Source organism: Micromonospora sp. C95, assembly GCF_018070465.1.
Classification (GTDB): domain Bacteria; phylum Actinomycetota; class Actinomycetes; order Mycobacteriales; family Micromonosporaceae; genus Micromonospora.
On record NZ_JAGPXT010000006.1, the window covers coordinates 38,864 to 51,618 of the forward strand.

General features: G+C 72.0%; 13 protein-coding genes. 4 read left to right on the forward strand and 9 right to left on the reverse strand.

Annotated elements, in window-relative coordinates; genetic code table 11:
* The first annotated feature begins 19 nt into the window (after positions 1-19).
* Both KBX00_RS09395 and KBX00_RS09400 read left to right on the forward strand, forming a co-directional pair.
* Entirely contained in the window at positions 20-1,225 is a 1,206-nt protein-coding gene (locus KBX00_RS09395; RefSeq protein ID WP_210825347.1) for an alpha/beta hydrolase, read from the forward strand.
* Positions 1,222-2,343, forward strand: a complete 1,122-nt coding sequence (locus tag KBX00_RS09400) for an NAD(P)/FAD-dependent oxidoreductase (protein WP_210825349.1) — start codon at positions 1,222-1,224, stop codon at positions 2,341-2,343. Before KBX00_RS09395 ends, KBX00_RS09400 begins: the two co-directional genes overlap by 4 nt.
* 15 nt (positions 2,344-2,358) lie before the next feature.
* On the opposite strand, the gene KBX00_RS09405 is transcribed toward KBX00_RS09400, so the two are convergent.
* The 5 genes from KBX00_RS09405 to KBX00_RS09425 all read right to left on the reverse strand — a co-directional run bounded on the left by KBX00_RS09405 (position 2,359) and on the right by KBX00_RS09425 (position 7,378).
* Positions 2,359-3,312 (reverse strand): pirin family protein, encoded by a 954-nt coding sequence (locus KBX00_RS09405; protein ID WP_301547669.1) that lies wholly within the window; start codon positions 3,310-3,312, stop codon positions 2,359-2,361.
* Between the two features lie 27 nt (positions 3,313-3,339).
* A complete protein-coding gene (locus KBX00_RS09410; RefSeq protein WP_210825353.1) occupies positions 3,340-3,483 on the reverse strand; it encodes a hypothetical protein in 144 nt (47 codons plus the stop codon).
* 129 nt (positions 3,484-3,612) lie between these two features.
* Positions 3,613-4,245, reverse strand: coding sequence for a hypothetical protein (locus tag KBX00_RS09415; protein ID WP_210825354.1), 633 nt, complete (start codon positions 4,243-4,245; stop codon positions 3,613-3,615).
* 13 nt (positions 4,246-4,258) lie between these two features.
* Entirely contained in the window at positions 4,259-6,043 is a 1,785-nt protein-coding gene (locus KBX00_RS09420) for a DUF4012 domain-containing protein (RefSeq protein ID WP_307868346.1), read from the reverse strand.
* An 81-nt stretch (positions 6,044-6,124) separates the two neighbouring features.
* Positions 6,125-7,378 carry a glycosyltransferase family 4 protein gene (locus KBX00_RS09425; protein WP_210825355.1) on the reverse strand — a complete coding sequence of 418 codons (1,254 nt, stop codon included), beginning with the start codon at positions 7,376-7,378 and terminating at the stop codon, positions 6,125-6,127.
* 162 nt (positions 7,379-7,540) lie between these two features.
* On the opposite strand from KBX00_RS09425, the gene KBX00_RS09430 reads away from it, so the two are divergent.
* Positions 7,541-8,095: a low molecular weight phosphatase family protein gene (locus KBX00_RS09430; protein ID WP_210825356.1), complete on the forward strand. Its 555-nt coding sequence runs from the start codon at positions 7,541-7,543 to the stop codon at positions 8,093-8,095.
* Here the strand turns inward: KBX00_RS09430 and KBX00_RS09435 are convergent.
* Positions 8,076-9,542: a polysaccharide biosynthesis tyrosine autokinase gene (locus KBX00_RS09435; RefSeq protein ID WP_210825357.1), complete on the reverse strand. Its 1,467-nt coding sequence runs from the start codon at positions 9,540-9,542 to the stop codon at positions 8,076-8,078. The genes KBX00_RS09430 and KBX00_RS09435 overlap by 20 nt on opposite strands.
* A gap of 370 nt (positions 9,543-9,912) precedes the next feature.
* On the opposite strand from KBX00_RS09435, the gene nhaA reads away from it, so the two are divergent.
* Positions 9,913-11,244, forward strand: a complete 1,332-nt coding sequence (gene nhaA, locus KBX00_RS09440) for a Na+/H+ antiporter NhaA (RefSeq protein WP_210825359.1) — start codon at positions 9,913-9,915, stop codon at positions 11,242-11,244.
* A gap of 18 nt (positions 11,245-11,262) precedes the next feature.
* Here the strand turns inward: nhaA and KBX00_RS09445 are convergent, their stop codons facing one another.
* From KBX00_RS09445 to KBX00_RS09455, 3 genes are all read right to left on the reverse strand, one after another.
* Positions 11,263-11,553 carry a DUF1622 domain-containing protein gene (locus tag KBX00_RS09445; protein WP_210825360.1) on the reverse strand — a complete coding sequence of 97 codons (291 nt, stop codon included), beginning with the start codon at positions 11,551-11,553 and terminating at the stop codon, positions 11,263-11,265.
* Positions 11,550-11,900, reverse strand: a complete 351-nt coding sequence (locus KBX00_RS09450; protein ID WP_210825363.1) for a DUF1622 domain-containing protein — start codon at positions 11,898-11,900, stop codon at positions 11,550-11,552. The genes KBX00_RS09445 and KBX00_RS09450 overlap by 4 nt, the downstream gene beginning before the upstream one ends.
* Before the next feature lie 95 nt (positions 11,901-11,995).
* Positions 11,996-12,583, reverse strand: a complete 588-nt coding sequence (locus tag KBX00_RS09455; protein ID WP_210825365.1) for a TMEM165/GDT1 family protein — start codon at positions 12,581-12,583, stop codon at positions 11,996-11,998.
* Positions 12,584-12,755: the final 172 nt, after the last annotated feature.

Genomic DNA, 12,755 nt, shown 5'->3' on the forward strand with positions numbered 1-12,755 from the left:
TCTGTAGAGGAGGAGCCCCGTGTCGAACGACTACCTGGTGCACGTCCTCGTGCTCGGCCTGGCCACCGCCGCCGCGTTGGTTCCACCCGCTCGACCGCGGCTGCTGGCGCGGGCCGCCTTCCTGGCCGGAATGGTCGTGAACGAGGTGCCGCACCTGTTCCTGGCGCTGCTCGCGGCCTCGACCGCCGCGGCGATCTGGAGCGGAGACCTGCGCACCGACGTGCTGTCGGGCGTCCTACTGGCGGGCGCGGTGGCGACCGCGGTGATGCTGATCCTGTTGACCCGCCGGGCCGCCCGTTCGAGGTCCGCCGCCGGCGCCGCACTGCGAGCGGCCGGCATAGACCGCGCACCGGCTCGGCGAAGCTGGTGGCGTACCGCCCTCACCCCGCTTCCGATCCGACCCCGTTCCGTGCGGCGACTACGCAACCTGCGCTACGGCGACCACCGGCGCCAGCGCCTCGACGTCCTGCGACGCCGCGACCGGCCAACGGGTGGGCCGGTGCTGGTCTACTTCCACGGCGGCGGCTACTTCTCGGGCAGCAAGAACTGGGAGGCTCGTGGCCTGCTGCATCACCTCGCCGCACGCGGCTGGATGTGCGTGAGCGCGACGTACCGGCTCCGCCCCGGGGCGGGTTTCGAGGAGCACCTCGCCGACGCCGAGGCCGCGATCGCCTGGGCGCGTACGCACGCCGGAGAGCACGGCGCGGACGCCACGACGGTCGTGCTGGCGGGTAGCTCCGCAGGGGCCCATCTGACCTCTCTCTACACGCTGCGCGCGAAGCCCGAGGAACGGCCTGCCGCGGCGGTCTGCCTCTACGGCTACTACGGCCGTTACTACGGCCGCGGCGCCGACGAGGCGGTCACGTCGACCCCGTTCGCGCTGCCGGCATCCGACGCACCGGCCTTCCTGATCGCACACGGAAGCCTCGACAACTACACCTCCGCCGGCACGGCGCGTGCCCTGGCGGACAAGCTGCGGGCCGAGTCGTCGCAGCCCGTGGTCCACGTCGAACTGCCCGGCGGCCAGCACGCGTTCGACATCGTCTCCGCCTGGCGGCTGACCGCTGTCATCGACACCCTGGACGCGCTTCTGGCCGACATCGGGGTGGGAGCGGGAGGGACTTCGACCGATCGTGCCGCCCCGTCACCACCGGCGACGTGCGCCGGGGTACGCCGGGCGAGGGCGTTCGCCCGACCCGGCGAGGGTCACCTGGAGGCGCAATGAAGGTGCTGATCGCCGGCGGCGGTGTCGCCGGGTTGACATTCGCGGCGCTGCTGCGTCCCCGGGGCCACCAGGTCACCGTGGTCGATCCCGGCCATGGCAGCGACGACGGCTTCGCGCTCGCCCTCTGGCCGCACGGGACCCGGGTGCTGCATGCGGTCGGCGTCCATGACCGGCTGGTCGAGCGGGGCCTGCCGATGCGGCGCTACACGGCGCGGTCGGGGTCGGGGGCCCTGCTCACCACTTCCGGGCCGCCTCCCGACATCGCCCGCCACGGATACCTCGGCACCCTGCCACGCGGCGAACTCGTCGAGATGCTGGCCACGGCCTGCGACCACGTGGCGCACCGCACGGGTCGCATCGTGGCCATGGAGCAGCACCCCACCGGCGTCGATGCTCGGCTCGACGACGGAACCAACATCGCGGCCGACCTGTTGGTGGGTGCCGACGGCATCGGATCCGCGGTGCGCACCGCGCTCCTCGGACCCCAGCCCCGGCACGACACGGGATGGACCTGCGCGACGTGGTGGATCGCGGCGGCAGACCACCCGGGCGCCGCCGGTGAGACGGTGGAATTCTGGGGAGCCGGCAGCTTCGTCGGGTGCTACCCGTGCAAGGGTCGGGCGTGCCTGATCGTCGGCGGCCCCTCGGACACCGTGCGCGGCCCGCAGGCCAGGGCATGGCTGCACCGGACCCTCACCGGAGCGGGACTGCCCGCCGACCGTCTGCTGCCCCGCTCGGACGACGAGCGTTGGCTGTGGCCCATGACCGATGTGCGTGCCACCCGGTGGGTGCGCGGCCGGGTGGCGCTGGTGGGGGACGCCGCTGCCGCCTTTCTACCGACCGCCGGAATGGGTGCCTCGGTGGCACTGGAGTCGGCCGCGGCGCTGGCCGACGAGCTCAGCCGGTCCGACGCCGGCCACGTACCCACCGCGCTGCGCCGCTACGAACGGCGGCGGAAGGGGCGCGTCGAGCGAGCGCAGCGGCAGTCACGCCACTTCGCCCGGGCGCTGTTCACCTCGTCGAGCACGCTCGCGGGTCTCCGCAACGGGCTCGTCGCCCGGATGTCCGTCGACAGGCTGCTCGCTCCCCTGGTTCGCGACCTCGACCACCCCGCCTGAGCTGCCAGCGACCGCCTAGCCGTGGAAGCCGCCGGAACGGTCGCGGGCCTTGAGCCGGACGGTGGGCAGCACCGGTGCGGGCAGCGGCGGGTCCGGGTCGTCGGCGACGACCCCGAACCGCCGGCCGGCCATCCAGTCCTCCCGGGCGGCGGCGATCTCGTCGTGGTCCCGACCGACGAAGTTCCACCACATCACCAGCGGCTCCTCGAACGGCGTGCCACCGAGCAGCATCAGTCGGCTACCCGGCTCACCGCGCAGGCTCAGCGCGTCCCGTCCGGAGCCGAGCCAGAGCAGCGCCCCGGGGGTCAGCGGCAGGCCGTCGACCTCGCCGGCACCGTCGAGAGCCAGCAGCGCGTACTCGAAGTCACGCCGCAGCGGCAACCCGGTGAGCGCTGGCCCGGCCAGTTCCAGTTGCGCGCCGAGCAGCGGGGTGTGCACCCGCGCCGGTGAGCGTTCCCCGGCGAGTTCCCCGACCAGCAGGGTGACGTCGAGGTCCCCGTCGCGCCACCGGGGCAGCTCGGCGTGGTGGGCGAAGTCGGGCGCGCCGGCCCGGGCCCCGTCCGGCAGCGCCACCCACAGCTGCACCCCGTGCATCAGGGGCGGGTGCTGCGCCGGTGAGCGTTCGGAGTGGGCGATGCCGTGACCCGAGGTCATCACGTTCAGTTGACCGGGACGGATCGGCTGCTGGTTACCGAGGCTGTCGCGGTGCAGGATCTCCCCGTCGAGCAGCCAGGACACGGTCTGCAGGCCGGTGTGCGGGTGCGGCGGCACCTCCATGCCGGGCCGCTCGGCCACGTCGTCAGGTCCGAAATGGTCGACGAAGCACCAGGCTCCGACCAGCCGGCGGGTGCGCTGCGGCAGGAGCCGGCGCACCGTGGTGTAGCGACCCAGCGGCACGTCGTGGCCGGGCAGCAGCACGCTGCCGGGATCCACCGTCGCCACACCGGGTGGTCGGGTCTCCGCTGGCATCGCCTCGGCTCGCTCCACGGCTCGACTCTACGCCCGGGCTCGGGCGCGTACCGGCACACCGTCGGTGACGGTGACGTCGAACTGGTTGACCCCACCGGCGACCCGTACCAGGAGCGGTCCGTCGACGCCGGGTAGCCCGACCGGGCGTCGAACCGGTGCCTGAGCTGGCACCCCACGAGCGTCGCGACGCTGGCGTACGGCGTGGTGTAGGGCCGGCTGGACAGACAGGTACCGGTGCCCGTCGGAGGGAACGGCGGGCACCGGTACCTTCGTTCTCCGGGCCCTGCCCGGAATGGTGGGTCAGTTCGCGCCACCCGCACCGAAGCGGTTGCGCCGCCGCCAGGCCACCGTGCCGAGCAGCAGGACGGCACCGGCGGCGACGAGACCGCCGCCGACCTTCATCGGCGTGTCCAGGCTGCTGCCGGTGACCGGCAGGTGCGGCTTCTTCTTGTGCAGTACCCGCAACTGGGTCGAGGCGGTACGGCCGGACTCCCGCCCGGTCGCGGTGAAGGTGAGCAGGCCGGTCACCGACGGCTTGTACCGCCGGGTGAAGACCCCTTCGGAGTTGGTCCGGGCGGTGAAGCTCAACGGCGCGCTGGCCTGGAAGGCCACCGGTGCCATGGCGACGGTACTGCCGTCGCTGCGCCGGGCCGTACCGGCGGCCGGCGCGGCCAGCGGTGACACCGAGACGACGATGTCCACCGTCTCGTTCGGCCCGAAGTTGCGGCCGGTCAGGATCACCGTCTCACCGAGGAAGATGGTGGGTCGGTTCACCGTCAGCGACGCCAGCACCGGCGGATACGGCGGTGGCTGGGGCGGATCGGTGACTGTTGGCGACGGCTGCGGCTGCGGTTGCGCCGCCCCCGCCGCAGCCGGCACGGCCACCACGGCCAGACCGACCGTGAGCGCCATGATGATGCGGGATAGCCGCATGGTTCGTTCCCTCCTACTGAGAACAGCTTGGTGCGGTAACAACATGGGTGGTCCATGGGGTGGCGGTCGGGGTCAGCCACAGCTCGGCCGTACCGCTGCCCGTCTTGCCGGTCAGCAGCGAGACCTCCAACGTGCGGGTCCCGCCTGGTCCGACCTCGACGTTCATGGTGGCGACCTGTCGCCGTCGTTCGGTGCCGTTGCCCACCGAAGTCTCGGCACCGTCGAGTCGGGTGTCGAGCACCGCCCCGCCGGTCGGGCCGTACACCGACACCAGGGTCCGGACGGTGTACGGGTCCCCGGCCCGACCGAGACCGAGCACCGACTCGCTGAGCCCCGAGGCCGGTGCGGTGGACCGGAGCGTCACCCGGAGGTTCAGCTCACGGCGGCCGTCGGCGTGGCAGTCGCCGACCGTGAGGTCGGCGGTCTGCCGGAGGTAGTAGCCGAGCTTCGCGCCGCTGCCGTCGTTGAGGAACACACCGACCGTCGGCACGGTGTCCTGTTCCGGAAGCGCCCCGGCCATCCGGCTGTCGCCGAGTGTCCGCTGTTCCTCCGGTCGGGCACTCCAGAACAGTATCCGACGTTCTTGTATAGAGCGGTCGAATGCGGACAACAACCCATTCGGGTGGATGTTCCGGGCGAAGAGTGTGTCAAAAACAGTGGCCGCCGCACCCGCGAAGAAGTCGTCCTGTTCTCGCGGACCCATCTGCTGGTAGGTGTCGCTGAGCAGGGTCCGGACCGCGTTCTCCGCACTCAACGCCACCCCGCCCGGCACCCGCACCGGCCCGGTGGCCTTCAACAGGTACGACAGCACGACCGGGTCCACGGCCAGGACACCGTCGACCTTCTCCCCGCTGTGCCGCCGGTACATCTCCCGATACAGCGCGGCGGCGGTCGGGAAGTGCGGGCTGAGGTTGACGTCCGCCGGGTAGATGCCGGGCAGCTCACCCCAGAGGGCCCGCACCTCCGCCGGGATCTTCAGGGGCTCGGGGAAACGACCAAGGCTGGAACTGCTGCCCTGGTCACCCATCTTGACCCGGCCCTTGTTCGCCTCGATCACCGCGTACGCGCCGAACATGCCGCCGGTCGCGCGCAGCTCCGCGGAGTTCTGCGACACCAGCAGGTAACGCCGCGGTCCGTCCACACCGAGCAACGGCGGCAGCAGGCGGCTCGCCCGGTCCGCCGCCGAGGTCATCGCGGCCAACCGGTCGATCTCGCCCCGCAGCTCCGTCAGGGCACGCCGAACCTGCCCGACCAGCCGGTCACCGGAGACCTCGGCCAACTCCGTGCGGGTCCGCTGCACCGCGGCGTGCACCGCGACCAGATCGTCGGTGACGGTACGCAGGCCGGTCAGATCCAGTCGACCCTCCTGCGGCACCAGGCCCCCGAGGTCGACGCGGAGCAGCGCCGGGAACGCCTGGCGGGCCAGGTCGTCGATGGCGACGGCGATCTGCCGGACCGCGGTGAGGTTCGCCCCGGCGACCGGGGCCTGCCGGCCGAGCCACCATCCGGGATCCCCGGTGGCCCGCCGCGCCGCGCCGGACTGCTCCTGCAGGGCGGCGAGGGTTCGCTGGGCGCGAGCGGTGTCGCCGCCGACCAGATGGGCGCTCAGTTCCCCGGCCAGGCCGGCGGCGTTGATCAGGTGGGCGCGAGCCTGCCAGCCACGGAAGCCGACCCAGCCGGTGAGGCCCAGCAGCAACGAGCCGACCACCAACGTGGTCAGCAGGATGCGACGCAGTCGGGCGCGCCGACGACGGCGGGACCGGCTACGCCGCCGTCGAGGGCTTTCGCTCTGCGTCACGTCGCACCTCTTTCCAAAAACGGACAGAAGACCACATTGTTCTTAACACCTAACGGCCAATTCGGTGTGTTAATGACTGGATCAGGCTTTACGCGAGGTTTGCTCGGTCTTACCGTCGCGCCTGGTTCCGGCGGCCGCCGCCTCCAGCAGCAGTTCCTCGATCCGGTCTACGCCCGAGGCGAGCGACATCTCCCGCAGGTACGCCTCCCGACCGCGCCGCCCCATCTCGACCCGTGCCGGCGCGGGGATCTGCGCCGCCAACCAGAACCGGTCCGCCAGGCTGGCCCAGTCCTCCGGCGGGCAGGACAGCCCCGCCCGGGCCCGTTCGACAAGGGTCGCGGTGTCGCCGCCGGCCGAGGCGACCACCGGTGCGCCGCACGACAGCACCGCCTGGAGCTTGTCCGGCACGCTGCTGCGCAACTCCGGCAGATCACGCACCATGACCAGCTGATAGTCGGCGGCGGCATACAGCTCCGGCATGTCCAGCGGAGAGCGCCGGTCCACGAACCGGACGTTGTCGGCCCGCAGCTCGGCGGCGAGGCCGCGCACCCGCCGCTCGTCGGCGCCCGAGCCCACCAGGACCAGGTCGACGGTCTCGCCCAGGGCGGCCGCCGCCCGTACCGCCGTGTCCAACCCCTGCCGGGCGCCGATGGTGCCGGCGTGCATCACGACGCACCGCTCGTCCCGGCGGACCAGCCGTCGGGCGGCCGGACTGGCCGACACCGGACGGAAGATCCGCTCGTCGGTCCAGTTGAGCACCACCCGGACCCGCGCCTGGTCGATCCCGTCCGCGAGCACCGCGTCCCGCAGCGAGGGCGTGGTCACCGCGACCCGATCGGCGGCCCGGTAGGTCCGGAGCGTGGCCGCCCGGACCCGAGCCGCCCACCGGCCCTCGTCGACGGAGTCGGGGAGTTGTTCGGCCCAGACGTCCGGCACGTGCAGCACCAGCGGCACCGGGCCGAGCAGGCGTAGCAGGGCCGCCGAGGCGAACGCGGCGGCCGGTGGCTGATGCACGTACAGCACGTCCACTCCGGCAAGAAACCGCCGACCGACGAGCGCCGCGCTGCCGGCGAAGGTGAGCCAGGAGGCCATCCGGCCACGTACGGTGGCGTCACCGGTGCTGTACCGCGGCACCCGGCGCACGGTCAGCCCCCGGCTGCGGGTCTCGTGGTGCCAGCGCTGCCGCCAGCCCGGGTAGACGTGCCCGCCCGGATAGTCGGGGAATCCGGTCAGCACCCGTACCTCGTGACCCCGCGCGGCCAGTTCCTCCGCGAGACTGCCGGGGATGAACGCCGGCTCCGGTGGAAAGTGGTACGTCACCATCCCGATTCGCACCGGTACACCCCCGTCCCTGCGGACCGGTTCGGCGCGCCGCCCGGGACCGGGAGCGCGACGACTGCGTACGATCTCGACATCCCCTCACCGGGTGGACGCTCCCGGCGACCGCCCGTCGTCGCGGCGCCACCGCCCGCGACCGCATCGTCCAGGGGGTTCCACATGCTCAGCGGGGTGCTGTTCGTCTGCCACGCCAACCTGTGCCGGTCACCGATGGCCGAGTACGCCGCGCGTCGCCTGCTCGCCGGGCAACCGGTGACCGTGGCCAGTGCCGGCACCGACGCCGTCGAGGGCCTGGCCATGCATCCGTACGCGGCGGCGATCGCCGCCGAGACCGGTGACGACCCGACGTCGTTCCGCAGCCGGCGACTACTGCCGGAACACCTCACCGGTGCGGTGCTGGTGCTGACCGCCACCCGGCGCCAGCGCTCGATCTGCACCGCGCTGGCACCGGCCGCGCTGCACCGGACGTTCACGCTGCGCCAGTTCGGCCGGCTCGCCGCGGCGGCCGAGCCGGCGACGAACGAGCAGGACGATCCGGTACGGGCCGCGGTGGCCGCCGCCGCCCTGGCCCGGGGGCGGTTGCAGCCCGCCCCCGGGGACGCCGACGACCTGCGTGACCCCGTGGGGGGCACCCCGGAGGACTTCCGACGCTGCGTGGAGGAGATCGACCGGGCCCTGCGACCCCTGGCGACGCTCATCGGGACAGCCGGGTGAGTTCCTGCGTGTGGTCGCTCACCTCACCGGAGTGGGTCCGTTCGGCATGCCGGCCGGCCCGGCTGCGGTCCGTCGGCACCGACTGACCACCGGTCGCGGCGGCGACCACCCGGTAGGCCTCGTACTGGTACGCCTCGGCCTTGGGTACCCGGGCCATGTTCAGCACGCAGCCGAGCAGCCGCACCGACACCGAGTGCAGGGCCCGGGCGGCCGCGGCCACCTGGGCCCGGGAGGTACGTCCCTGCTGGGTGACCAGCAGCGCGCCGTCGGCCTGCACGGCCACCACCACACCGTCGGTGACCGCGAGCAGCGGCGCGGTGTCGATGATGACGATGTCGGCGGACTCCCGAAGGGCCAGCAGCAGGTCCGACATGGCCTTGGAACCGAGCAGCTCGCTCGGGTTGGGCGGTGCCGAGCCGCTGGGCAGCACGAGCAGCGACTTGTCTCCCCAGCGCTGCACCACGTCGCCCACCTGCACGTCGCCGACGAGCACGTCGGTCAGCCCCACTCCCGGGTCGATGCCCAGGTAGTCGCCGACCTTCGGTCGACGCAGGTCGGCGTCGACCAGCAGGACCCGCCAGCCCGCCTCGGCCAGCGCGATCGCCAGGTTGCACGACAGGGTCGTCTTGCCCTCGCCCTGCAGGGCGCTGGTGACCGCGATGACCCGAGCCGGCTCGTGCACGTCGACGAAGCGCAGGTTCGTCCGCAGCTTGCGGACGGCCTCGGCCCGCGCCGAGGTGGCGGCGTCGCCGACGATCAGTGGGGCCGACCGCGCGCTGGTGTCGATCGGGATCTCACCGAGCAGCGGGCTGCCGGTCACCCGCTGCAGCCCGGCCGCGTCGCGCAGCCGGACGTCGGCCATGCCGCGCAGGATCGCCAGCCCGACGCCGGCCAGCAGGCCGAGCAGGGCACCGATCGCGGTATTGCGTACCGGCTGTGGTGACACCGGTGTCGGGGTCACCCGTGGCCCACTTACCACCTCGATCTTGATCGGCCCGGGGCTGCCGTCCGGCCGCGTCTCGACCTTCTGCACCAGCTCGACGAACTTCGCCGAGAGCGCTTCGGTCACCCGCAACGCCCGGGTCTGGTCGGTGTCGGTCACCGACGCCCGCAACAGCACGGTGCCGGTCTCGGTGGAGGTGCTGACTCGACGCTGGATCTCCTCGGCGGTCAGCCCGAACTGGTTGTCGGCCACCGCGGCCTGCGCCAGCCGGTCACTGGTCAGCAGCTCCGCGTACGACTTCACCCGCTGTTGAAGGAAGAGCCCACCCTGGTAGGCGTCGGTGACGCCCTGGCTCGGGGTGGTGACGAAGAAGGTGACCGAAGCGACGTAGCGAGGCTGGGCCCGCACGGTGACCAGCGCGGTCACGCCCAGGGCCACCATGAGGGTGACCAGGACGATCCACCAATGCCGGCGCACCAGGCGTAGTTGGCGGTACAGGTCCATCAGGCGGGCCTCCGTACCGGGCCGGTAACGCCAAAGAACTTCACGAAAACCCCCAAGGTCGACTCAATCTCGTGAAACCATTAAAGCGGCTCATGCGGCTTATGTCCGGAGTTAGGTATTTTCTGAATAGCCGATCACGTCCGCAGTGACCAACCGGACCGGCGGTCCCTCGGAATCGCTCCGATCCGGAAAAAATGCGATGTCGTCGTCGAGCGCCACCGAGCGGCTCGTCGCCCTGCTGTGGGAAGAGTCGCCGCCGCACCGCTCGCGACGGCCGTCGGCACTGGATAAGGTCTTGCACGGGTGTGCCGGGAAGCCTGGTCGGCGATGGTGCCGTGCTGCCCTCTGACCGACGAGGTGGACCTCACGTATGACCGACCGGAACCCGCGCCCCGAGCGCCGCGGCGCGAGCCGCCTCTTCGCCCGTACCTCCTGGCCGGAGGCGCGCTTCCTGGCCGACGTGCTGCGCACCGAGACAGTCGGCGGCGCCCTGCTCCTCTTCGGTGCCGTGATCGCGCTGGTCTGGGCGAACTCACCATGGGGTGACGCCTACGCAGCGCTGGGGCGGTGGGTGCCCTGGTCGGGCGGCGAAGCGCTGCACCTCGACCTCGACCTCGCCACCTGGGCCGCCGACGGCCTGCTGGCCATCTTCTTCTTCGTGGTCGGGCTGGAGCTCAAACGCGAGTTCGTCGCCGGTGAATTGCGCGATCCGCGGCGGGCGGCGCTGCCGGTGGTGGCGGCGGTCGGCGGAATGGTCGTGCCGGCGCTGATCTTCGTGGCCGTCAACGTCGCCGGTGGTGGCGACGGACTGCGTGGTTGGGCGATCCCGACCGCCACCGACATCGCGTTCGCGTTGGCGGTGCTGGCGGTGATCGGCGCCTACCTCCCGCAGGGCCTGCGGGCTTTCCTGCTCACCCTGGCCGTGGTCGACGACCTGCTGGCCATCACCATCATCGCGGTCTTCTACACCGACGACTTCAGCGTGCTTCCGCTGCTCGGCGCCCTGGTGCCGATCGCCCTGTTCGGCCTGCTGGTGCAGCGCCGCCGCACCTGGTGGTGGGCGCTCATCCCGCTGGCCGTGGTGGCCTGGACCCTGGTGCACTCCTCCGGAGTGCACGCCACGGTGGCCGGCGTACTGCTGGGCTTCACCGTGCCGGTGCTCGCCGGCAAGGGCGGCACCGGCGGTCGCCCGATGGCCGGCCTCGCCGAGCACCTGGAGCACGTGTGGCGACCGGTCTCGGCCGGCTTCGCGGTGCCGGTCTTCGCGTTCTTCGCCGCCGGTGTCTCGCTGCGCGGCGCGGACCTCGGCGCGGTGATCACCGACCCGATCGTCCTCGGCATCGTGCTCGGCCTCGTGGTCGGCAAGTGCGTCGGCATCCTCGGCTCGACCTTCCTGCTGGCCCGGTTCACCCGGGCCAGCCTGGACGAGGACATCAGCTGGTCGGACCTGCTCGGGGTGTCGTTCCTGGCCGGTATCGGCTTCACCGTGTCGCTGCTCATCGGCGAGCTCGCCTTCGGCTCCGCCGGCTCCGAGGGCGACAACGTCAAGGCGGCGGTGCTGGCCGGCTCGTTGATCTCGGCGCTGTTGGCCACCGTCGTGCTCCGGCGGCGCAACAAGGTGTACCGGGCGATCGCCCTCAAGGAGCAGGCCGACCAGGACCAGGACGGTGTGCCGGACGTCTACCAGAAGCCCGCGGGCTGAACCACGGCACCCGCCCACTCACCCCGGTAGCGCCCGGTCGACCCGCTCGGCCGGGCGTTGCCCGTCTCCCGACCGCCGGCGGAAGTCCGCGGTCAGCGCGGTACGCACCAGCAGGCGCAGTGCCACGATCGCCACCAGTACGGCGATCTCCGTCCAGGACTGCTCGCCGGTCAGCCGCAGTAGGCCGGCGGCGAGCAGCATGTCGAGCAGCACCCCCAGGGCCGTCGCGCGGGAACCGGTGGTCAGCAGCGCCACCGTCGCACCGAGCACACCGAACGCCGTGACGAGAGCGGACAGCAGCATCCTCATCGGTCGTCGACCTGCCGTTGTTCGTGTTCGATCTCCCGGCCCAGCACGTAGTTCAACACCGTCCGGATGGCGGCGATGGCGGCCAGTTGACCGATCTGCGCGAAGGTCGGCGACAGCGCGGTACGCAGGATGTCCGCCGCCAGCTGGAACTCCAGGCCGAGGGTGAGGAAGCGCCCCAGGGACAGCCGGATCCGGGTGAACACCGCGGCGTCGCGGTGGCGCAGCCCGTCGATCACGAACCGCAACGCGGCCAGGGCCGCACCGACGACGATGACGAAGGCACCGACCAGCTCGACCGCGGTCACCAGCAACTGGTGGCCCCGTTGGAGGATGACCTCGACGTCCACCCGGGCGCCTTACCCGGCCTGCATCCGGGTAGTCGACGCCCGGGGCGCACGAGTTGACCCGGTCGGCGCAGTCGCGGCACAGGTGTCGACGACGCTCAGCGCAACTGGGTCACCGCGTCGACGATCAGCCAGACACCGCTGACGGCGAAGAGCGCGGCGGCGCCGTACCTGATGGTTCGTTCCGGCAGTTTCCGGCCGAGCAGCCGGCCGGCGACGATCGCCAACGTGTCCGCCGCGACCATGCCGACGGTCGAGCCGATCCAGGTGCCGAACCAGCCGTACTGGGTGGCCAGCGTGATGGTGGCGAGCATCGTCTTGTCGCCCAGCTCGGCGAGGAAGAACGCGACGCCGACGGTGAGCACGGCTGATCTGCCACCCCGGGCGGCACGGCGCTCGTCATCGGCGGTGAGCCGGTCGCCCCGCAGCGTCCACGCGCCGAAGCCGAGAAAGGCCAGACCCGCCAGCAGCGAGATCCAGCCGGTGGGCAGGGTCGCACCGAGCCCGTGGCCGATCGCCACCGAGGCGAGGTGCACCAGGGTGGTGGCGACGGTGATGCCGATCAGCACCGGCACCGTGCGGTACCTGGTGGCGAAGGCCAGCGCCATGAGCTGGGACTTGTCTCCCAGCTCGGCGACGAAGATGACGCCGAAGCTGATCACCAGCGCGGCGAGGAACCCGTCCATGATGTCCTTCCCGGATCAGGCCGGGAGGAGGTGTGGGGCGCCCTCGACCCGGCTGCAACAGCCTGGTCGAAGGTCTCGCCCGCCTCGCCGGAACGAGGCCGGGTGGCCGGGCGCGTGACGCACCAGTATGTCGACCACGACGTTATGGGCTACTCCCCTTCGCTGCGCCCAC